Origin of the sequence: Brevibacillus sedimenti (assembly GCF_020923495.1) — a bacterium.
Lineage (GTDB): Bacteria > Bacillota > Bacilli > Brevibacillales > Brevibacillaceae > Brevibacillus > Brevibacillus aydinogluensis.
In genome coordinates this window covers 3,241,416-3,261,953 of record NZ_CP064048.1, presented here as the reverse complement: position 1 = coordinate 3,261,953, position 20,538 = coordinate 3,241,416, and the positions used below count along the sequence as shown (strand labels likewise).

The 20,538-nt window shown below is 55.7% G+C and carries 20 protein-coding genes and 1 tRNA gene; 16 read left to right on the top strand and 5 right to left on the bottom strand.

Annotated features, from left to right (window positions below):
- Positions 1 to 19: 19 nt before the first annotated feature.
- From mutL to glnA, 10 genes are all read left to right on the top strand, one after another.
- A complete protein-coding gene (mutL, locus tag IRT44_RS16035; protein ID WP_230076995.1) occupies positions 20 to 2,149 on the top strand; it encodes a DNA mismatch repair endonuclease MutL in 2,130 nt (709 codons plus the stop codon).
- The gene (locus IRT44_RS16030) at positions 2,150 to 2,935 is read left to right on the top strand and encodes a class I SAM-dependent methyltransferase (RefSeq protein WP_230076994.1); all 786 of its coding nucleotides are present in this window, start codon (positions 2,150 to 2,152) and stop codon (positions 2,933 to 2,935) included. It abuts the gene before it with no gap.
- On the top strand, positions 2,932 to 3,891 hold the full coding sequence (gene miaA / locus IRT44_RS16025; RefSeq protein WP_230076993.1) for a tRNA (adenosine(37)-N6)-dimethylallyltransferase MiaA: 960 nt from the start codon (positions 2,932 to 2,934) through the stop codon (positions 3,889 to 3,891). Before IRT44_RS16030 ends, miaA begins: the two co-directional genes overlap by 4 nt.
- Positions 3,892 to 3,920: 29 nt before the next feature.
- Positions 3,921 to 4,163, top strand: a complete 243-nt coding sequence (gene hfq, locus IRT44_RS16020) for an RNA chaperone Hfq (RefSeq protein ID WP_171564733.1) — start codon at positions 3,921 to 3,923, stop codon at positions 4,161 to 4,163.
- A gap of 153 nt (positions 4,164 to 4,316) precedes the next feature.
- Positions 4,317 to 5,105, top strand: coding sequence for a DUF4184 family protein (locus IRT44_RS16015; RefSeq protein WP_230076992.1), 789 nt, complete (start codon positions 4,317 to 4,319; stop codon positions 5,103 to 5,105).
- Between the two features lie 69 nt (positions 5,106 to 5,174).
- Positions 5,175 to 6,131, top strand: coding sequence for an AAA family ATPase (locus tag IRT44_RS16010; RefSeq protein ID WP_171564735.1), 957 nt, complete (start codon positions 5,175 to 5,177; stop codon positions 6,129 to 6,131).
- Between the two features lie 47 nt (positions 6,132 to 6,178).
- Positions 6,179 to 7,471, top strand: a complete 1,293-nt coding sequence (hflX, locus tag IRT44_RS16005) for a GTPase HflX (RefSeq protein WP_230076991.1) — start codon at positions 6,179 to 6,181, stop codon at positions 7,469 to 7,471.
- An 8-nt stretch (positions 7,472 to 7,479) separates the two neighbouring features.
- Positions 7,480 to 8,757 carry a methionine gamma-lyase family protein gene (locus tag IRT44_RS16000; RefSeq protein ID WP_230076990.1) on the top strand — a complete coding sequence of 426 codons (1,278 nt, stop codon included), beginning with the start codon at positions 7,480 to 7,482 and terminating at the stop codon, positions 8,755 to 8,757.
- Between the two features lie 189 nt (positions 8,758 to 8,946).
- Complete coding sequence (locus IRT44_RS15995; RefSeq protein WP_230076989.1) at positions 8,947 to 9,357, top strand: MerR family transcriptional regulator; 411 nt, start codon at positions 8,947 to 8,949, stop codon at positions 9,355 to 9,357.
- Positions 9,358 to 9,392: 35 nt separating this feature from the next.
- Positions 9,393 to 10,727 (top strand): type I glutamate--ammonia ligase, encoded by a 1,335-nt coding sequence (gene glnA / locus IRT44_RS15990; RefSeq protein ID WP_230076988.1) that lies wholly within the window; start codon positions 9,393 to 9,395, stop codon positions 10,725 to 10,727.
- 497 nt (positions 10,728 to 11,224) lie between these two features.
- Here the strand turns inward: glnA and IRT44_RS15985 are convergent, their stop codons facing one another.
- Positions 11,225 to 11,443 carry a hypothetical protein gene (locus IRT44_RS15985; protein WP_230076987.1) on the bottom strand — a complete coding sequence of 73 codons (219 nt, stop codon included), beginning with the start codon at positions 11,441 to 11,443 and terminating at the stop codon, positions 11,225 to 11,227.
- Positions 11,444 to 11,475: 32 nt separating this feature from the next.
- The gene (locus IRT44_RS15980; RefSeq protein WP_230076986.1) at positions 11,476 to 12,675 is read right to left on the bottom strand and encodes a hypothetical protein; all 1,200 of its coding nucleotides are present in this window, start codon (positions 12,673 to 12,675) and stop codon (positions 11,476 to 11,478) included.
- 356 nt (positions 12,676 to 13,031) lie between these two features.
- Here IRT44_RS15980 and IRT44_RS15975 point away from each other — a divergent pair, with 356 nt between their 5' ends.
- The gene (locus IRT44_RS15975; RefSeq protein ID WP_171566704.1) at positions 13,032 to 13,520 is read left to right on the top strand and encodes a DUF456 domain-containing protein; all 489 of its coding nucleotides are present in this window, start codon (positions 13,032 to 13,034) and stop codon (positions 13,518 to 13,520) included.
- 123 nt (positions 13,521 to 13,643) lie between these two features.
- Here IRT44_RS15975 and lexA read toward each other — a convergent pair whose 3' ends face one another.
- Positions 13,644 to 14,267, bottom strand: a complete 624-nt coding sequence (gene lexA, locus IRT44_RS15970; protein WP_171566705.1) for a transcriptional repressor LexA — start codon at positions 14,265 to 14,267, stop codon at positions 13,644 to 13,646.
- Positions 14,268 to 14,422: 155 nt separating this feature from the next.
- Here lexA and IRT44_RS15965 point away from each other — a divergent pair, with 155 nt between their 5' ends.
- From IRT44_RS15965 to IRT44_RS15950, 4 genes are all read left to right on the top strand, one after another.
- On the top strand, positions 14,423 to 14,761 hold the full coding sequence (locus tag IRT44_RS15965; RefSeq protein ID WP_171566706.1) for a cell division suppressor protein YneA: 339 nt from the start codon (positions 14,423 to 14,425) through the stop codon (positions 14,759 to 14,761).
- Between the two features lie 105 nt (positions 14,762 to 14,866).
- Complete coding sequence (locus IRT44_RS15960) at positions 14,867 to 15,064, top strand: DUF896 domain-containing protein (protein ID WP_230076985.1); 198 nt, start codon at positions 14,867 to 14,869, stop codon at positions 15,062 to 15,064.
- A 90-nt stretch (positions 15,065 to 15,154) separates the two neighbouring features.
- On the top strand, positions 15,155 to 15,520 hold the full coding sequence (crcB, locus tag IRT44_RS15955) for a fluoride efflux transporter CrcB (RefSeq protein ID WP_171566708.1): 366 nt from the start codon (positions 15,155 to 15,157) through the stop codon (positions 15,518 to 15,520).
- Between the two features lie 33 nt (positions 15,521 to 15,553).
- Complete coding sequence (locus IRT44_RS15950; protein ID WP_230076984.1) at positions 15,554 to 17,797, top strand: HelD family protein; 2,244 nt, start codon at positions 15,554 to 15,556, stop codon at positions 17,795 to 17,797.
- Between the two features lie 79 nt (positions 17,798 to 17,876).
- Here the strand turns inward: IRT44_RS15950 and IRT44_RS15945 are convergent, their stop codons facing one another.
- Positions 17,877 to 18,179, bottom strand: coding sequence for a HesB/IscA family protein (locus IRT44_RS15945; protein WP_171566710.1), 303 nt, complete (start codon positions 18,177 to 18,179; stop codon positions 17,877 to 17,879).
- A gap of 241 nt (positions 18,180 to 18,420) precedes the next feature.
- Here IRT44_RS15945 and IRT44_RS15940 point away from each other — a divergent pair.
- Positions 18,421 to 18,513 (top strand) — tRNA-Ser (locus IRT44_RS15940).
- 312 nt (positions 18,514 to 18,825) lie between these two features.
- Here the strand turns inward: IRT44_RS15940 and IRT44_RS15935 are convergent.
- Entirely contained in the window at positions 18,826 to 20,259 is a 1,434-nt protein-coding gene (locus IRT44_RS15935; protein ID WP_230076983.1) for an amino acid permease, read from the bottom strand.
- Positions 20,260 to 20,538 lie beyond the last annotated feature (279 nt).

Here is a 20,538-nt window from a genome sequence, read left to right as displayed (position 1 = left end):
CGATCCAAGGAGGAGATCGATGGGACACATTCAAGTGCTCGATGAGCATCTCGCCAATATGATCGCTGCCGGTGAAGTGGTGGAGAGGCCGGCTTCGGTCGTGAAAGAACTGGTGGAAAACGCGGTGGACGCCGGAGCTAGCGCGATCGAGGTGCACGTGGAAGAAGGCGGGCTGCAGCTCATCCGCGTGGTGGACAACGGCCACGGCATGGACCGGGAAGACTGCCAGCTGGCCTTTGAACGGCACGCGACCAGCAAGATTCGCACGACACGCGACCTGTTCCGGATTCGCACCCTGGGGTTTCGCGGCGAGGCCCTGCCCAGTATCGCCGCTGTCTCCCGGATGGAACTGACGAGCAGTCCCTCCAGCAGCCAGGTGGGGACGCGCCTGACGATCGAGGGTGGCCAAATTACGAACATTGCCGACGCCGCCACAGTCAAAGGGACGGATATTTGCGTGCGCGACCTGTTTTACAACACGCCGGCCCGGTTGAAGTACATGAAGTCGATCGCCACCGAAATCGGCCATATTTCCGACTACGTCAACCGGCTGGCGCTGACGTACCCGTCCATCGCCTTTACCCTGACGCACAACGGCAAAGTGCTCCTGCAGACCTCCGGTGACGGCAAGCTGCTGCACGTGATGGCGGCGATTTACGGCGTCCAGGTGGCCAAGCTGCTGCTGCCGATCAGCGGGGAGACGCTGGACTTCCGCTGGACCGGCTTCGTCTCCAAGACGGAAGTGACGCGGGCCAACCGCTCCTATCTGTCCACGCTGGTCAACGGCCGGTACGTCCGCCACTTTGGCCTGAACAACGCCATCCTGCGCGGTTATCACACGCTGCTGCCGATCGGGCGCTATCCGATCGTCACGCTTCAGATCGAGATGGACCCGTCGCTCGTCGACGTCAATGTCCATCCCGCCAAGCTGGAGGTTCGGTTCAGCAAGGAAGATCAGCTGCTGGGCGCCATCGAGCGTTCCGTCCGGGAGACGCTGCGTCAGGGGCTGGAGATCGTCCGGCCGATGGCAGCCGAGCGTAAGGCAAAAGTGGTGGAACAGGTGGTGCAGCCGCAGTTTGACCTGCAGCTGCCCAAACCGGGAGCGGCGAGCAGTCAAAGCATCTCCCGTGCCGTCGATCTTGAGGCCAGTCCGCGTCTGCGGGAGTGGTTGGCACGACAGGAGGCCCTGTCACAAGCGCGCTCCCCGCGGCTGGGCGGAGATGCGCCAGCTGACGCCACGGTCGTAAAGGAATCGGGTGGGGAGTACGCGGGTCTAGCACAGGAGCGGCCTGCATCCGTTCCGCTGCAGGGAAATGCGGCAGCGGGAGAATTGACTGCAACTTCAAAAGCACTCGGCACGTCTCATAGAGAGGGCAGCGCGTCGGCCGGTACAGACGGCGGGCTGGAAACACCTGCAGCCGATAATCATTCGGCTTCCCTGGTGCCGGCAGAAACCGCACCGATGACGGCAGATGGCCTGCAGACAGAGCAGCCTGCTGTCCAGTTCCCCGCTCCCGAGGCGGAACCAGCCGCTGCACAGCCTGGCGGCGACAGATCGGCCGTGCCCCTGCTTTTTCCGGTCGGACAGGTACACGGCACCTACATCGTGGCGCAGAACGATAACGGCATGTATCTGATTGACCAGCACGCCGCGCAGGAGCGGATTTTCTACGAGTATTTCATGGAAAAACTGAAGCAGGAGAGCGTCGCCAGCCAGATGCTGCTCTTTCCCCACACCGTGGAGTGCACGGCTCAGGAAGCGGTGAAGCTGGAGAAAAAGCTGTCCCTGCTGCGTTCGTTTGGCCTCGACATCGAGTCGTTTGGCGGTCGAACGTTCATTGTGCGGGGACATCCTCACTGGTTTCCGGAGGGCAGCGAACTGGAAGTGATCGAAGAGCTGATCCAGTTTGTGCTGGAGACGGGCGAGGCGGCTGAAGCAGACATACGGGCGATGCGGGAGAAGGCGGCGATCATGATGTCCTGCAAGGCTGCCATCAAGGCCAACCGCTATCTGACCCATGCGGAGATGGAAAGCTTGCTCAATACGCTCCGCGAAACGACCAGTCCGTTTACATGTCCGCACGGCCGGCCGATCATCATCCACTTCTCCACATACGATTTGGAGAAAATGTTTAAACGGGTGATGTAGATGCTGATTACCACCGGACTGAAACCCAGCGAGGAGACGCGCCGCCACGCAGCTGAACTGGCTGCACAGTTTGGCCTGCCGGTCATCGAGCGGGGCGATTGTTCGATTGAGGAGCTGCGCCGGCGCTACAATGAGGCGGAGGTGCTGATCGTCACCGCCAAAGGGGTCCGCCTGGAAGCAGAGGGAAAGAGCCCGTTCTTTTTTCATCCGAACACGGCCGTCTTTCGTATAAAGCGGATGGAGCGCGGCGATACTGATACTATGCTTGCCGCTTGCCAAATTCAACCAGGTGACAGCGTGCTGGACGCCACACTCGGCCTGGGTGCCGACGCGATCGTCTTTTCCCACGCTGTCGGCCGAACAGGCAGGGTGGTCGGGATTGAATCCGAAAAGCACATCGCGATACTGGTCGCAGACGGATTGCGTCACTATCCGACCGACTCAGAGGCGCTGCGCGAGGCGATGGGCCGGATCGAGGTGAGACACGGGCACCATCTCGACATCCTGAAAGACCTGCCGGACCGATCGTTTGACGTAGTTTACTTCGATCCGATGTTTGAGCGGACGGTACACGACTCCACCGGGATTGCCGGCATTCGCGAGCACGCCAACATGGCCCCGCTGGATGCGGAGGCAGTGGAGGAGGCGCTCAGAGTTGCCAAACGGCGCGTCGTACTGAAGGAAGGCAAAGCGGGACGGCTGTACGAGCGGTTCGGGTTTACCCCGTTTCGCACGCGCGGCCATCAGGTCGTGTACAGCTATAAAGAGACAGATGGAGGGGAGTGACTTTGCCACCAAAGGAAAAACTGGTCGTGATCGTCGGCCCGACCGCCGTGGGCAAGACAGAGCTGAGCCTTGAGCTGGCCGAATGCTTCGACGGCGAAATCATTTCCGGCGATTCCATGCAGGTCTACCGCGGCATGGATATCGGGACGGCCAAGGCGACGCCGGAAGAGCGGGCGCTCGTGCCGCACCACCTGATCGACATTATCGATCCGGATGAAGAGTACTCCGTGGCGCTGTTTCAAAAAGCGGCGACACGGCTGATCACCGAGATAAATGCGCGCGGAAAGCTGCCGTTTATCGTCGGCGGCACCGGCCTCTACATCGAGTCGGTCACCCACAGCTTTCAATTCGCCCAGGCGGAGCAGGACCCGGAACTGCGCAGCCGGCTGCAGCGCCTGGCCGAGACGGAGGGAGCGGAGGCCCTTCATCGACGGCTTGCCGCGATTGATCCGCTGACAGCGGAACGGCTTCACCCCAACGATGTGAAACGGGTGATTCGCGCTTTGGAAATTTATGAATTGACCGGCATCAAAATGTCTGATTTTCAACATCGGGCCGAGCATTCCCCGTACGATCTGCTGATGATCGGATTGACGATGGAGCGGCACGTGCTGTACGAGCGCATCAACCAGCGCGTGGACAAGATGCTGGAAGCCGGTCTGGTGGACGAGGTGCGCCGTCTGTTGGATCAAGGGTACGGCTCGGCGCTGACGTCGATGCAGGGGCTGGGTTACAAGGAATTGATTCCGTATTTGTACGGAGAGATCACGCTGGAGAAGGCGGTCAACGACATCAAGCAGCGGACCCGCCATTTTGCCAAGCGCCAGCTGTCCTGGTTTCGGCGCATGTCGGAGGTGCAGTGGTTTGATCTGACCGATCCCGCCGAGCGTCCGAAGATCATCCAAACAATCAAGCAGATATTGGCAGGAAAGTTTCAGCGATTGCCGAATATATAACATACAAGTCCTTTTAGGGGGTAATGAACATGAAACAGTCGATCAACATTCAAGATACGTTCCTGAACCACTTGCGGAAGGAGAACATCGCTGTCACCATCTACCTGGTAAACGGGTTTCAACTGCGCGGCTACATCAAAGCGTTTGACAACTTTACCATCGTGATTGACAGCGAAGGTAAGCAGCAGCTTGTATACAAGCATGCCATTTCCACGTTCACGCCGCAGCGTCCCGTGTCGCTCATGTCTCAAGACAACAATCAGCAAGCATAGCGTCACACCAACGAAGCCGGGATCTTAGCCATCCGGGCTTTTTTCACTGTCAGGGACAGGTTTGCTGGTTCCGGCACGCAAAAAAACAGGTGCAGCAGACAGGATGAAACAGCCTATAAGTTTACATAAAATATCTTATGGAGAGTGGGTTCTTTGCCGTTCACGTTTGCCCACCCGGCGATCGTGCTGCCCTTCTGGCGCGTTCGCTGGCTGTCTTTTACCGCACTGGTCTTTGGCAGCATGGCGCCCGATTTTGAATACTTTTTCCGGTTGAGGCCGTACAGCGCGGTCAGTCATACCCTGGTCGGCCTGTTTGTGTTTGATCTGCCGCTCAGTTTTCTGTTGGCCTTACTTTTTCACCGCATCGTCAAGCGCCCCCTGGTCGCCTGCCTGCCCGCCCCGTTTGACCGGGGGCTGGGATACGCTGCGGCCAAGCCTTGGATGATCGGTTCGCTGCGCGATGGGCTGGTCTTTTCCTATTCGGCGGTAATCGGCAGTCTCACCCATATCGTCTGGGACGCGTTTACCCATCAGGGGGCGTTCATGGTCAGCCGCCTGCCGCTTCTGCAACAACGGGTGCCGCTTCCTTTGGCGGGCTTGGACATACCCGTCTACAAGCTGCTGCAGCACGGCAGTACGCTCATTGGCTTGTCGCTGATTGCGCTGGCACTCTGGCGGATGGTGCATCGCGGGCAGGCAATGGTGGTCGGCGGGAGACGTCTTTTGGTCCGGATAAAATGGTTGTATTGGCTGGGTGTGGGCGGATGCGGCCTGTTCGCGGCTGTCGCGTGGGTATGGAGCGCTGGCGGCGCATGGACGATGGCGCGTCTGCTGGGCGGCGTCGTGCCGTTTCTCTCCGGGTGCATGGCCGGACTGCTGGTCATGTCATGGTTTTTCAACCGGATTGGCCGGGCGGGTGTCCACAGGTATACGTCCCTGTAGAAAAAAATGGGCAGGTCTGCCAGCCCCATGCGTATACTTAATGTATGACCATGAGGCAGGTGATCGCTGGTGAAACCGTCGGGCAATCAACCGCCGGCTGATTCCGTGACAGACAAGGCTCCTAACCGCATCCAGGTAGTCTTTCGCCGGCCGGAAAAGGTCAAACGTCCGGAAACATTGGCCGACAAGGTACGCACTACCGCACCCGGCAATGTGGCCGCCGCCTTCGACGAGCTGGAGCGACTGATCGGTTTGCGTGAAGCCAAAAAGCTGATGTACGAGATCCACGCGCTGCTGAGGGTAAACAAGGAGCGGGAAAAACACAACCTGAAGCTGGAGAAGCAAGTCTACCACATGGTGTTCAAAGGAAATCCGGGCACCGGCAAGACGACGGTCGCCCGCTTGTTTGGCAAACTCTTTCGCGAAATGGGCATTTTGAGCAAGGGACATCTGATCGAAGTGGAACGGGCCGATCTCGTCGGCGAATTTATCGGCCATACCGCGCAAAAGACGCGCGAGCTCATCAAAAAGGCGCTTGGCGGCATCTTGTTCATCGACGAGGCGTACTCCCTGGCGCGCGGCGGAGAAAAGGATTTTGGCAAGGAAGCAATTGATTGTTTGACAAAGGCACTGGAAGACCACGGCAATGATTTTATCTGCATTCTGGCGGGCTACACCGATGAGATGGATGCATTTCTGGAGCTGAATCCCGGATTGCCTTCCCGCTTTCCCATTCAACTGCGGTTTGCCGACTACACGGTAGACGAACTGATCAGCATTGCCGAGTTGATGGTGGAGGGAAAGGAATACAAGCTGTCACCCTCCGCCAGGGAAAAGTTGCGACACCATCTGATGCGCAAGCGCAACGATGTGTTTGAAGTCAATTTCAGCAACGCCCGCTATGTTCGGAACGCCATTGAACAGGCCATCCGCAGACAGGCAGTGCGGCTATTGGACGTGGCGGAACCGACGCGCGACGAGGTGATGACGCTGCTGCCGGAGGATTTTGTCTGGCCCGCTTCCTGACAACCGGATGAATTGTGGTATGATAGGGTGGGAAAGGACGTGAATACGTGGACGATGTGATCAAACGTGTTGAAACAGCCATTCTGGTCGGCTGTTTTTTGGATAACCGCGATGCGGAGCGGGCACGTCTCTCAATGGAGGAACTGCACGAGCTGGCGCGGACGGCCGGCGTCGACGTGCTTGACGTGGTCACCCAAAACCGCGAGCGCATCGATCCCGCCTGGTATCTGGGCAGCGGCAAGATACAGGAGATCGCCCACCGCGCGCAGGAACTGGACGTGGATCTGGTCATCTTCAACGACGAGCTGTCGCCCAGTCAGACCCGCAACCTGGACACGGTGTTCGACTGCAAGGTAATCGACCGCACCCAGCTGATCCTGGACATTTTTGCCGGACGGGCGCAGTCCCGGGAGGGCAAGATCCAGGTGGAACTGGCCCAGTACAATTACCTGCTGCCGCGCCTGGCGGGACAGGGCAAGCAGCTCTCCCGCCTGGGGGGCGGGATCGGCACGCGCGGGCCCGGGGAGACCAAGCTGGAGAGTGATCGGCGCCACATCAGACGGCGAATCAGCGAACTGAAGCAGCAGCTGGCCGACATCGTGCGCACCCGCCAGCTTCACCGGGAGCGGCGCAAGAAAAACAGCGTCTATCAAATTGCGCTGGTCGGCTACACCAACGCCGGCAAATCCACGCTGTTAAACCGGCTGACCTCCGCGAACACCCTGCAGGAAGACAAACTGTTTGCCACCCTCGACCCGACGACGAGGCAGCTTTCCCTGCCAAGCGGCATGGAGGTGCTGCTCACGGATACCGTCGGGTTTATCCAGGATTTGCCGACAACGCTGGTGGCTGCTTTCCGCTCTACGCTGGAAGGCGTTCAGGAAGCTGATCTGATCCTGCATGTGGTGGACAGCCACCATCCCGATCTGGAAATCCACATGGAAGTGGTGGAGCGCATCCTGCGTGAGCTTGGGGCGAACGAAATCCCGCAGCTCGTGGTGTTCAACAAGGCCGATTTGATCCCCGAGGGCACATACTTGCCGCCGGTGGACGATTCCATTCTCATCTCCGCGCTGCGAGATGAAGACTTGCAGCGGCTGTTGGAGCGCATCGAAACGTACGTCTACGCTTCCTTTGACCGGATCAAGCTGAAAGTGCCGGTAGAGCGCGGAGACATCGTGTCGCTGCTGCACCGCGAAGGTGTCGAGATGGAGCAGACGTTTGACGAAGCGAATGCCGCGTATCTGATTACCGTACGCATCAACCGGGACCATCCCATCTACGGGAAAGTTGTCCCGTTCCTCCTGGACAAGCCAGAGATTGCAGAAGAGAGTTGGTAGGAACGACAATGTTTTCATTATTCACCCATGGAGAACGGCTGCGCCCGATCGTGCAGGAAGTCGAAGCGATGATTGCCGGGCGGCATCAGGAGATTGCCGCCCTGGTCGACTACAACCAGTTGAAGGTGCTCCGTTCGTTTCAGAAGCATGAAGTAAACGAGTTTCACTTTGCGCCGTCGACGGGATACGGCTACGATGACACGGGCCGTGCGACGCTGGAAGCGATTTATGCGGACGTGTTTGGCGGGGAGGCGGCCTTGGTCCGGCCACACATCATCTCCGGCACGCACGCGATCGCCATCTGCCTGTTCGGCCTGCTCCGTCCCGGCGACGAACTGCTGTACATCACCGGCAAACCGTATGACACGCTGGAAGAAGTAGTAGGTGTGCGCGGCGAGGGACAAGGCTCGCTGAAGGACTATGGCATCGGGTACCGCTATGTGCCGCTGACGCCGGAGGGGGAAATTGACTTTGCCGCTGTGGCCGAGGCGATCACCCCGAATACAAAAGTGATCGGCATCCAGCGTTCCCGCGGATACGCTGACCGTCCGTCGTTTACCATCGCCAAGCTGGAAGAGATGATTCGCTTTGTCAAAGGGCGGAATCCGGAACTGATCGTCTTTGTGGACAACTGCTACGGAGAGTTTACCGAGGAGCGGGAGCCGCTGCAGGTGGGCGCGGACATCATGGCAGGTTCGCTGATCAAAAACCCGGGCGGCGGTCTGGTCAAGACCGGCGGATACATCGTCGGCAGACAGGACCTGGTGAAGCTCGCTTCCTACCGGATGGCCGCTCCCGGCATCGGCGCGGAGGGAGGAGCGTCGCTGTACTCCCTGTTGGAAATGTACCAGGGCTTTTTCCTCGCTCCTCATGTGGTTGGCGAAGCGCTCAAAGGGGCGATTTTTTCATCCGCACTCTTGGAGCGGCTGGGCTTTCGGACCAATCCGCTGTGGCACGAGCCGCGCACCGACCTGATCCAATCGGTCGAATTTGGTTCGGCGGAGCGATTGATCGCGTTTTGCCAGGGCATCCAGAAGGCGGCACCGGTCGATTCCCACGTCACCCCTTATCCGAGTGACATGCCCGGATACGCCGATCCGGTCATCATGGCGGCCGGCACGTTCATCCAGGGGGCGAGCATTGAGTTTTCCGCGGACGGCCCGATTCGTCCGCCGTACCTGGGCTTCGTGCAGGGCGGTTTGACCTACTCCCATGTCAAGGTGGGCATCCTGACCGCGCTGGACCTCCTGTTAGAAAAAGGGCTGCTGGAACTGCCGAATGCGTAGGCGTCGCAGACCGGCGTTAACGAGTCAATTGCCCTGCAAACGGGGAGCGTTGCAAGAGACGCTTCCCGTTTTTTCGCGTTGATTTGCCGAAAGATGCATCATTTTGTGTAATCTTTTCTAACATCCATTGACAGGATTCTTAAAAACGCATACAATACAATCAAGGATTGAGAAGAGGAGGGACACGTCATGAGTGATGACATTCGTCGAAACATGGCTCTCTTTCCAATCGGGATCGTCATGAAGTTGACCGATCTGACCGCCCGGCAAATCCGTTATTACGAGCAAAACGGACTGATTCAGCCGGCACGTACGGAAGGGAAGCAGCGACTCTTCTCCTTTAACGACGTCGATCGCTTGCTGGAAATCAAGGCGCTGATCGAAAAAGGACTCAACATCGCCGGCATCAAGCAGGTGCTGCAGATGCAGCAGTCCGCCGCGGAAAAGACGGAGATCACTGCCACTTCCGAGGCCAAGCGGAAGGAAATGTCCGAAAAGGAACTGCATCAGCTTTTGAAGCAGCAAATCTTGTTTAACAACGCGACTCGTCACGGCGAGAATGCGTTGATACGTGGAGAGCTTTCACGCTTCTTCCACTAAATACAAGACAACAAACGCGATAGGAGGAGAGAAACGTGAGCAAGTACACCAAGGAAGACATTATGCGTCTGGCCCAAGAGGAGGATGTCAGGTATATCCGCCTGCAGTTTACCGACCTGATGGGGGTCATCAAAAACGTGGAGATTCCGCTCTCCCAACTGCCCAAGGCACTGGACAACAAAATGATGTTTGACGGTTCGTCCATCGAGGGCTTTGTGCGTATCGAGGAATCCGACATGTACCTGGTGCCGGATCTGGATACCTGGGTGGTTTTCCCGTGGGGGACCGAGCACGGCAAAGTGGCCCGTTTGATCTGTGACGTCTACATGCCAGACGGCACCCCGTTTGAAGGGGACCCGCGCTATATCCTGAAACGTGCGCTGAAGGAAGCAGAAGAGATGGGCTTCACTGCTTTCAATGTCGGTTCGGAACCGGAGTTTTTCCTCTTCAAGATTAACGAGAAAGGGGAACCGACACTCGATCTGAACGACCAGGGCGGTTATTTTGACTTCGCGCCGCTCGACCTTGGTGAAAACTGCCGCCGCGACATTGTGCTTACCCTGGAAAAAATGGGCTTCGAAATTGAAGCATCCCACCATGAAGTAGCACCGGGTCAGCACGAAATTGACTTTAAATACGCCGACGCGCTGCAGGCGGCTGACCAAATCGTCACCTTCAAACTGGTGGTGAAAACCATTGCCCGTCAACACGGCCTGCACGCGACGTTTATGCCCAAACCGCTGTTTGGCGTGAGCGGTTCCGGCATGCACGCTCACCAATCTCTCTTCCGCAACAAAGAAAATGCGTTCTACGACGAATCTGACCCGCTGGGCCTCAGCCAGACGGCAAAACACTACCTGGCCGGCATTCTGCACCATGCACGCGGATTTACGGCCATCACCAACCCACTGGTGAACTCGTACAAGCGTCTGGTGCCCGGCTATGAAGCGCCGTGCTATGTGGCCTGGTCGGCGAAAAACCGCTCCCCGCTGGTACGCATCCCGGCTTCCCGTGGATTGAGCACGCGGATCGAAGTTCGCAGCCCGGACCCGGCTGCCAACCCGTACCTGGCACTGGCTGTCATGCTGAAAGCGGGGCTGGACGGCATAAAGAACAAACTGGAGCTGCCGCCGTCGGTGGACCGCAACATCTACGTGATGACCGAAGAAGAGCGCGAAGCTGCCGGCATCGAAAGCCTGCCGGCTACTCTGAAGGAAGCGATCGACTGCCTGAAGGCCGATCCGGTCATCTGCGACGCGCTGGGTGAACATGCCCTGATCCACTTCACCGAGGCAAAAGAAATCGAATGGGATATGTTCCGTACACGCGTCCACGATTGGGAACGCGAACAATACATGAACACCTACTAATCAGCGAACCCCCTTTGCCTGTTGGGGCGGGGAAGTTCCGGGAGTGGGGCCGAGTGATGGCCCTGCTCCTTTTTGTTGTTTTGCGAATGAGATCGTAAGGGCTCCAGAGAGAGCAAAAAAACAGCAGCCCCATGGCAGGGGCTGCACAGCGTGTAGACAAAGTCCGCGGCGCATGGGAGATCGGGCCCGCTCGCTCGCTTGACGCCCAGCACAGAAGCGAATGATGTCCGCTCCAAAACGAGACGCGGGCAGGGGACAAACATCTGGTTTTTTCGAGGAAGTGAGACTTGTGTCCCCTGTTGATTCCCGCGTCTTCGTTTTTCCGCTGAGCAGGTCGTCAAAGGAGCTCGCTTGGCCCATCCCGCCATGCGATGCACATTGTCTTCCGCTTCGGTTGATGAATAGGCAGGCCTTTCGGCCTGGAGATCATTTTTTGTGGACGCTAACTCAATGAACCGTTTGTCTTCAGTCTGAGCAGCCCCATGGCAGGGGCTGCATTATGATTGTTCGTTTTCCAAACGTTTCTTTCTCACCCATTCATTCCAGTATTCAACTTCCCCAGTTCCTTCATTGGCACCGATGCAATATTCACAGATGTAGTAGATTTCTTCATCGCGGAGAATGGAGCATCTTTCTGGTGACAATTCTTCGATTTCGCACCATAAAAAAAGCTTCTTGCAATGTTCACATCTCACCAAATCATCATCTTCTATCATCTTGTAACCCCTTCCTTATGTGAAAATAGCTATCATTTGTATGGTACAACAGATCTGTTTCCTTTGCTATCTTTGAGCAAATTTCTTCCTTTGATAGCTTGTTTATATTTTTTCTCAAACTCTAATCGATCTCTTTCGGTTTTTTGTAAAAACTCAGAGTAACTAGGGTTAGATCTAATTCTGGGAAAAATTTGCAAGTCGAAATTTCCGCAGTAACGCATATAGTGCAATTCTGCGCTCCTGTCAGCCTGGGGGACGAAGTGAACGTGAAACAGTTCCTGGTCGTCGTAATCATAAATTAAGAATACAGTGTATCCTTTAAGATCTAATCGTTCATTGCGATAAGAGGCATCAGTGATCTTTCTTCCGTTTAAATGATTACCAAGATGTCTGTTAACAGTCGTTTTAAGTGTTGAATTAATGTCATACACCAGTAACACCTGATTTCTGGGGGATTTAGAACTGATATAAATCTCTAAGTCCCCGTCGTTATTTCGATCTCGTTTGATTCGATTTGCAATTTCGTTCACACCTGCAAGTTCGACGTGTCTCGTGGCAGAGGTTTTCACATCCTTGGGTATTCCAGTGAAATCATCCCATTTTTCTAAAGCCTTCTCTTTTGTTCGGACCTCTGCTTTTGCATCTGACGTCCGCTGTCTCTCTTTCAGGATCGCTGTTGCGACGGTTGCTGTACCTGCCGCTACAGTTGCAAATAATGCTGCTTCAAGACTAGCTAATGTTGTGCCACTAATTGCACCAATAGCGAGGGGAACAACCGCTGGAAGTACCCGCGTCTTTCTTGCGTTCTCATCTTTTTTATAAGAATCTGACGCTACGTCAAAGACATCGTTCAGATATTCATCTAAAACAGCACTATCCTCCGTGCCCAGAATGACGTTGGACAAGTGTGTTTGTAAATCTTCATCATTGTAATGATTTTCGATTTTGTTAATGATAAACGTAGTTTCACTAACTGTTTTTTCGTCAACTTCTATTCTTGATTCCCAAAGATATTTGCTTCCTTTTTCGATGATTCTGACGCTATACGAAGCATTCGCTTGTTTGTTTTCAGCAATAAAGTCGAAGAATGCTTCACTATCAGATTGAACGTTAATAGAAATGTCTTGCTTGCTTAGCTCGGCGGAAACAGGAGCAGAATTAGAGAGAGAAAAGGTAAAGAGCAGGCACAGGGTCAGAATGATATTTGTTATTTTTCTGAATCTTGATTTCATACCTACGATCCTTTCAAAAAGTAATAAAGTAATACGGCCGCATTCCGAATAATATGTTATCTGCAATGTAAAGATATGTCAATAGTAAATCATTTAAGGAAATTAAGGGAAAATATACAAATCATTGCTGAATATACTTACTGACCAAGATGAGTCATATGAAAAACGAATCCAGGCAGTGATAAACCAGTAATCCGCTTGCTTTCCAGCACGGATGTGATTATGAAATGGAACCGCATAGGGCCGTGTAATTTTGCAGCCTGGCTGGCTTCTGCAAAAATGTGGATGAGAATATATAGAAGGATGCAACGATTGGCGAGGTAATCCGTATATCCTAAGAGAAAGGAGTGTGCCCGATGGAAATACTGCTGTGGATTGTCATCGTGGCGTTGTTTGTCGCAAGCATCGCCGGTATTTTTCTTCCGGTTTTGCCGGATACGATTTTGCTTTGGGCCGGGTTTTTGCTGTACCACTTTGTCCTCGCCGAACCGGGGGCCGGGCTGCCGGCGTCGTTCTGGTGGGGGATGGTGGTGCTGAGTGTGCTGCTGTACGGAGCCGATTTGCTGACCAACATGTACTTCGTGAAGCGGTACGGCGGTTCCAAGTGGTCGTCGATTGCAGCGGCGGTCGGTATCTTTCTCGGGATTTTCCTGTTCCCGCCGTTCGGGATGCTGATCCTGCCGTTTTTGTTTGTGGTGTTGGTAGAGCTGTTCGTATCCAACCAGCCGTTTGAACGGGCGATTAAGGCGGGGGTGGGATCGCTCGTCGGATTTCTCGGCAGCGCAGTCGTCAAGGTCGTCCTGCAAATCGTGATGATCATTTGGTTTTTCATCGCCGCCCTGTAGATCATGCTCCAAGAGGGCGAGATGCAATTCCTGCACCGGATCGTTCCGGTCTGACAGCGTCATAGAAAAAACAAGCCCGTATCTTTCGACGATGGTCGGAAAAGATACGGGCTATTCGTTTTCCTAGTGAATCAACCGGTACACTCCGATGACTTTTCCCAGAATGGTGACCGAGTCCAGGATGATCGGCTCCATCGTGGAATTCTCCGGCTGCAGGCGGAAGTGGTTTTTTTCCTTGAAGAACCGCTTGACGGTGGCTTCGTCCTCATCGGTCATGGCCACGACAATGTCGCCGTTGTTGGCCACGTTTTGCTGGCGCACGATGACGTAGTCGCCGTCGAGGATGCCTGCCTCGATCATGCTGTCACCCGACACGCGAAGCATGTACACCTTGTCCGAGGTGACAATGTGCTCCGGCAGGGGGAAGTAATCCTCCACGTGTTCCACGGCCGTAATTGGCTGCCCGGCCGTTACCTTCCCGATGACGGGCACGCGCACGACGGATACTTCATAGTCATCCTGATAGCGGTCGCCATCGGTCAACAGCTCAATCGCGCGCGGCTTGGTGGGGTCGCGCCGAATCAATCCTTTCTTTTCCAGACGGGCCAGGTGACCGTGGACGGTGGAGCTGGAGGCCAACCCGACGGCCTCGCCAATTTCACGAACGGACGGCGGATATCCCTTGTCGCGGACTTCCTTGCGAATGAAATCGATAATGGCTTGTTGTCTGCTGGATAGCTTGGACATGGACCACACCCCTGTTTTCTCGAACATGTTTTCTATATTGTACCATGGGATCTTGCGTTCGACAAACGTTAGTTCGATTTCGCTTGACACAAAACACATGTTCGCATATGATGAAAACAAGAATATAGAACGTATGTTTGCAGGGGGATGGTATCATGCATGCTGTATCCGCACACAACCGTTTCACCAAAAAACAGGAGCGCCATAGCCGCACTGGTGTGAGACGCGGTGGGGCATTGATCTTTTTCGTGGTATTCTCTCTCTTTTTTTACTTCCTGACAGAACTTGTGTTCGCATCGGAGTCGTCGTCGATCGTGCCTGTGAAGGTAGTGACCGTTCAGAAGGGTGACAGCTTGTGGAAAATTGCCGTTGAGCACCAGGACGAAGCCGACATGGAGGTGCGCGAACTGGTGTACGCGATCAAAAAGATGAACCGACTGGACAACTCCGACATATACCCCGGACAGCGCCTGGCTGTTCCCGTCGGAGAGTAGACGGCAGCCAAGACAGCGGAGCAGGCCAGCGTATATCCTTTCGCTTGCGTTGTGCCGCCGATGTGTTATAATAGAGCGGCATTACAGAGAGTAGGGGGAGAGGCTGTGGTAACCGACGCGGAAATCAAACGGATCAACGAGTTGGCCAAGAAATCCCGCGAACAAGGCCTGACCGACGAAGAAAAACAGGAGCAGCAGGCACTGCGGCGCAAGTACATCGACGCTGTCAAGGCGTCCCTGCGGGCTAACCTGGAATCGATCCGCTATGTGGAAGATCTTGAGGACAACGGTCCCAAACATTAAGATAACGTGTACTGGCACAAAAAGGCATCCACGCGCTTCGCTTGGATGTCTTTTTCTACGACGAAACGGAGCGAACAGGGAGGAATGCGCATGTCGTGGCTTGCTGTGGCAGTGGGGGGCGCTGTCGGATCCATCGTGCGGTATGGATTGGGCCTGGTGCTGAATCAGCCGGGCTGGCCGGCAGGTACGTGGGGAGCCAATGTTGTCGGCTCGTTTTGCATCGGTCTTTTGTACGCCTGGGGAAAGGAGCGGGGGTTTCTCCCGCCGGAGCTGTACCTGCTTTTTACCACCGGGCTGTTGGGCGGCTTTACGACCTTTTCTACCTTTTCTCTGGAGGTCATCACCTTTTTTGGCGACGGGAACATTGGACGCGGATTGGCGTACGTGCTGCTCAGCGTCGGCATTGGGCTGTTGGCCTGCGGAGCCGGAGTCTGGCTGGGCCGGCATGTGGGCTGACGCCAGCGCGTTTGAAGCGAAGGGAGGATGGACGTGACGATTCGGCATCCCGATTACGAACAGGAACAAAAGCGGCTGGATGAAACGGTGTCCGCCATTGAACGGGAGATCGAGATACTGCGCGAGGAAGTAAGGGAAGTGACCGACGACTACGTGAAGCAGGTGGTCGGGTACAAAAAGGCCAAGGAACTGCGGTATCTGGAAGACCAGGGGAAGGACAAACCTTACTTCGGCCGGGTGGACTTTCTCAAGGATGAGACATACGAACTGGACATCGTCTATATCGGCAAGCGCGGCATTGTCCGCAGCGATACGTTTGATGCGCTGGTCGTGGACTGGCGGGCTCCGATTGCCAGCCTGTACTACAGCGGCGAAAGCAAGGACGCCTTCTACCGGACCGACAAGGGCATCGTCCGTGGAGAAGTTCGCCTGAAGCGCAACTTTGCGATTGAGAAGGGAAAGATTACCGGCATCTACGACGGGGCGGTCAAGGAGACGATCCGCCGGGGTATCGGCCATCCCGACGAGTTTCTCGAGGAAGGGTATATCGATGAGTTCCTCGCCGCCAATCTCAACCAGACCAACGACAGTCGGCTGAAGGACATCGTGGCGACCATCCAGTCCGAACAAAACGACATCATTCGGGCGGACAAAGACCGTCCCATCGTCGTCCAGGGGGTGGCCGGGAGCGGGAAGACCACCATCGCGCTGCACCGCCTCTCCTACCTGATCTACAACTACCAGGATACGATGATGTCGAAAAAATTCATGGTGTTTGCGCCGAACCGCCTGTTTCTGAACTACATATCGGACGTGCTTCCGGAACTGGGGGTGGATGACGTCCAGCAGGCCACGTTTTTGGACTGGGCGGCCAAGCTGGCCAAGCCGCTTCTGCCCAAAGGCTGGCGCATCACCGACCCGCAGAAGCTGCTGCGCCTGTTTTTTGAGGAAGGACAGGACCTGAGGGAACGTGAGATAACGCAGCGCCGCCTGCGGTTTAAAGGTTCGCTCGCCTGCAAGACGGCTTTGGACAACTACCTGCGCTATCTGGCCGAGCAGGAGATCCCGTTTAAAACATTGAGTTTTGTCTACAGCCGGACCCAACAGGTCTTTTCCATCAGCAAAGAGACGATCAGGGAACTGTTTACCACCGTATTCGGCCACCTGCCTTACCGAAAGCGCCTCGAGGCGCTGCGCAAGCATCTGAAGCAGGAGATGAACAAGCAGCTGTTTGCCCATTTGCGCGAGATGCGGATTGATTTGGACAAACAGGGTTTGACAAGGTTTGAGCGGATGATGGAACAGATTCTGGAGAAGTACTTGTCGTCCTTCCCGCAGGTGGATGTATTCGCGGCGTACCGGAAGCTGATCACGGATGAGACGCTGCTCAGACGCCTGGCGCCGGATGACGTGGAGGACAGCGTCATTGCGGACGTCTGTCAATCATCGGAGGCGCTTTTTGCCAACGAGCGGATCGAGCCGGAAGACGTGGCGCCGCTGTTGTACCTGCGCCATCTGGTGGACGGGCTCGAACAGGCGGGGCAGTTCGACCATACGGTGGTGGACGAGGCGCAGGATCTGAGCGCCTTGGAGATTGCCGTGATCGCCCTGGTGACGAAGCGGCAGTCCTTGACCGTGGTGGGCGACATCGCACAGGGCATCCACGGCTACCGGGGCCTGCAGACATGGGACGAATTGACAGGCGGTGTGTTTGTCCAGCCTCCCGCTGCGTATTACACGCTGGCGCAAAGCTATCGGTCCACGATTGAGATCATGCGCTGTGCCAACGAGGTGCTGCGCAGGATTCGCCTGCCCGAGTCGGTGATGGCCAGGCCGGTGCTGCGGCACGGAGAAAAGCCGAAGATGCTGTCGTATGCGGCTCCGGCCGAAAAATGGGAACAAACGGCACGGCTTGTCCGGGAATTGCAAGAAGAAGGCTTTCAGACCGTCGCCATCGTCACCAAGACAGCCGAAGAGAGCAAACAGGCGCACAAGGCGCTGCGCGGCGCGATCAGCGAACTGGTCCTGCTCGGCTCCAAAGACAGCCGATACCCCGGAGGTGTAACGGTCATGCCGGCGTATCTGACCAAAGGGCTGCAGTTTGACGCAGTGATCCTCTTGGATGTGGAGCGATACACGGACAGCGAGTGGGACGCCAAACTGCTGTACGTGGCGATGACCCGTCCCGTTCACCGGCTGTTGATCCTGCACGAAGCGGGTCGAATCAGCCCGCTGCTGTGCGATGTTCCCGACGAGTTGTTGTCCGTTACATCATAGAAACGCGTTGTTCAATTTTGCTAAACAAAGAAAAGAGCTCTCTGCGCAGGTTGTCGTGCAGAGAGCTTTTTCGTTGGAATCAGTGATCCCCGTGATTGCCTTTGGACGGATTGGTGATGACGTAGCCTTCTTCCGGCAGGTACAGGTAGTCAATTTTTACGCCATCCAGCAGCGGCTCGTTTTTGTTGACGATCACGTCGATCTCCTTGTCGGTGGAGACGACCTCGTCGTCGGCACCGGGCTTGTCCAGCGCCAGGCCGTAATGGGCGTGGTCGCCGTGCTTATGCGTGATGTAGACGCGCAGTTTCAGCTCTTTGTCTTCTTCTTGATCCAGCACAGCTTTCAATTGCTTCGCAGCGTTGCGGGTGATTTTTACCTTCATGCGGGGCAGTCTCCTTACTTGTAAAAGTGTCTTCTTCATCTTACCAACAGAAAAATCGCTGTGCAATGCGCAAAGTGTGAAACGTCAGCAAGACGCGTGTGATCAAGCGCATCACCCTGACGAAGCAGCGGCGGAAACGTGCAGCCTGGGTCCATCGTGCTGCACATTTTTTTGCCTGAAACCCACGAGCCCTCTTGATTTGCTTTAAAAAACAGGGTATACTATCACTCGTCACGAATACGGATGGGTGTCCGAGTGGCCGAAGGAGCACGATTGGAAATCGTGTAGGCGGTGTTGAGCCGTCTCGTGGGTTCAAATCCCACCCCATCCGCCATTACGCGTACACCATACGTCTTCCGGAAGCGGGAGGCGTTTTTTTGTTCCTTTTTTTGTTCCTCAGTGTGTAGACAAAGTCTGTGTCGCATGGGTGATGGGGCCCGCCCGCTCTCTTGACGACCAGCAAGGAAGCGGAAAGTGTCCGCTCCAAAACGCGACGCGGGCAGGCGGCAAACAGCTGGGTAGTTCGGTCTCTACCTTTGATCAATGTGCAGGCCTTGCAGCCTGGGACCGATGGGAAGATCAGTTTCTTCCTTAAATATCGTAAAAAAAGGCATGCCCTGATGGACATGCCTTTTTTCTTTATATATCACTGTAGTTCGGTGCTTGCCTGCGGCGAGGGAGTGCTTACTGTCGTCTGTCGCGGCGTCATCACCGGATAGAGCAGCAGCCCGACTGCGTAGAGAGCCAGTCCGAACAGCAGCGTTTTCATGTCGGCTGTCCCCGTCTTGATGACCCAGAGCGAGAACAGCACAGCCAGCACAGCCACCACACCATCAAAGAGGCGTGCGGCCGGCTGCCGTTCATACGTCTGACCGATAACCACCAGCTTCAGCTGGAAAATGGCAGAAGCCAGATAGGGCAGGAGGATGGCCAGTGTTGCCACCGTGATGACAAAGTGGTACGCTTCGGCAATCGTGCCGGAGATCGTCGAAAAAATGAACAGTTGCGACATGAGATTCGTAACGGTCAGCGAGCGAACCGGACTCCCGCTGGCGTTTACCTTGGCAAACGAAGCGGGGAACATGCCGGCGCGGGCCGCTTGAAACGGCGGCTCTGCTCCGATCAGGAGCCAACCGATTGTGCTGCCGATCAGCGAAATGATGGCCAGCACAGCCATGACGATCCCGCCGGTGCTGCCGATGACTTGGGACAAGGCGTCTACCAGCGGCTTGTCCGACACGCGCAGTTGTTCGAGCGGCAGGACCCCCATCGTCAGGAAGGTGATGCCCATGTACAGGACGAGCGAAATCAGCAGCCCGGCGATCGTGGCCGACCGCACGTCACGTTGGGAACGGGCCCGGCCGGAGAGGACCACGGCCGATTCAATCCCGATGAAGGCCCACAGTGTAGCCACCATCGCCATGTTTATCTGACCGGGCAGATCGTACACTGCACCGTTTTTATCCGTGATCGGGGCATAGAAATCGCCCATGTTGGTTGCATTAAAGGCAAACAGGCAGACGACGATAAACAGCACGAATCCCAATACCTTGGTGGCGGTGGACAGGAAGTTCAGCTTGCCGGCGCCGTTCAGCCCCCTCACCAGCAAGGTGTGGAAGCCCCACAACAGCGCGGTGCAGACGAGAAATGTCGTGAACTTTCCTTTTTCCACCGGAAAGGAATAGAGCGAGAACAGGACGGTTTTGTCCTGCATAATCGGGAAAAATGCGGACAGATACCCGGCAAACGTGGTGATAACAGCGACATTGCCCGCCCAGTTTGCCACCCAGTACCCCCAAACCATGCTGAAGCCGGCAACCTTTCCGGCGCGCGGATTATCAAACATGGCGCGGGCGTAGCTCTGCGGGCCGGCAGTCAAATCGGGCCGGCGGACGGACAGGTTGCCGAAGACGAGCGCGATCATCAGCACGCCAAACCCGGTCAGCAGCCAGGCGAACAGCACAGCGAGCGGACTGGACGCTTGCACCAACGTGTTGGGCAGCATGAAAATGCCGGAACCGACCATGTTTCCCACCACGAAGGCGGTCAGCAGCCAGAAGCCCCATTTTTGCGAACTCATTGGAATCCCTCCACAGTCATGAAGTCATACCTTGATGTCAGCCCATCCGTAAAGGCGGGGTCCCGGCCGTACAAAACCGGACAAGCGGGAATGTGTGCAATAGAACAGTGACGTACCCGCTTCCGCATAAGGTTTTACCATTTTACTTGTTTAATTATTTAATTGGATAAAGTAAAACGAACGTTAAAAAGTATAGCAATGTTGAAATTGACCGTCAACAAGAAATGTGCGGGAGGAGGGCGTCCGCTTTCGGGGAGTAAATCGCCCGAAGCGAGCAAT

What these genes read in the sequence shown, in the direction of transcription:
- mutL (WP_230076995.1), top strand. Translation starts at nt 20, where the DNA reads ATGGGACACATTCAAGTGCTCGATGAGCATCTCGCCAATATGATCGCT.
- IRT44_RS16030 (WP_230076994.1), top strand. Translation starts at nt 2,150, where the DNA reads ATGCTGATTACCACCGGACTGAAACCCAGCGAGGAGACGCGCCGCCAC.
- hfq (WP_171564733.1), top strand. Translation starts at nt 3,921, where the DNA reads ATGAAACAGTCGATCAACATTCAAGATACGTTCCTGAACCACTTGCGG.
- IRT44_RS16000 (WP_230076990.1), top strand. Translation starts at nt 7,480, where the DNA reads ATGTTTTCATTATTCACCCATGGAGAACGGCTGCGCCCGATCGTGCAG.
- IRT44_RS15995 (WP_230076989.1), top strand. Translation starts at nt 8,947, where the DNA reads ATGAGTGATGACATTCGTCGAAACATGGCTCTCTTTCCAATCGGGATC.
- IRT44_RS15985 (WP_230076987.1), bottom strand. Translation starts at nt 11,443, where the DNA reads ATGATAGAAGATGATGATTTGGTGAGATGTGAACATTGCAAGAAGCTT.
- IRT44_RS15980 (WP_230076986.1), bottom strand. Translation starts at nt 12,675, where the DNA reads ATGAAATCAAGATTCAGAAAAATAACAAATATCATTCTGACCCTGTGC.
- IRT44_RS15975 (WP_171566704.1), top strand. Translation starts at nt 13,032, where the DNA reads ATGGAAATACTGCTGTGGATTGTCATCGTGGCGTTGTTTGTCGCAAGC.
- lexA (WP_171566705.1), bottom strand. Translation starts at nt 14,267, where the DNA reads ATGTCCAAGCTATCCAGCAGACAACAAGCCATTATCGATTTCATTCGC.
- IRT44_RS15965 (WP_171566706.1), top strand. Translation starts at nt 14,423, where the DNA reads ATGCATGCTGTATCCGCACACAACCGTTTCACCAAAAAACAGGAGCGC.
- crcB (WP_171566708.1), top strand. Translation starts at nt 15,155, where the DNA reads ATGTCGTGGCTTGCTGTGGCAGTGGGGGGCGCTGTCGGATCCATCGTG.
- IRT44_RS15945 (WP_171566710.1), bottom strand. Translation starts at nt 18,179, where the DNA reads ATGAAGGTAAAAATCACCCGCAACGCTGCGAAGCAATTGAAAGCTGTG.
- IRT44_RS15935 (WP_230076983.1), bottom strand. Translation starts at nt 20,259, where the DNA reads ATGAGTTCGCAAAAATGGGGCTTCTGGCTGCTGACCGCCTTCGTGGTG.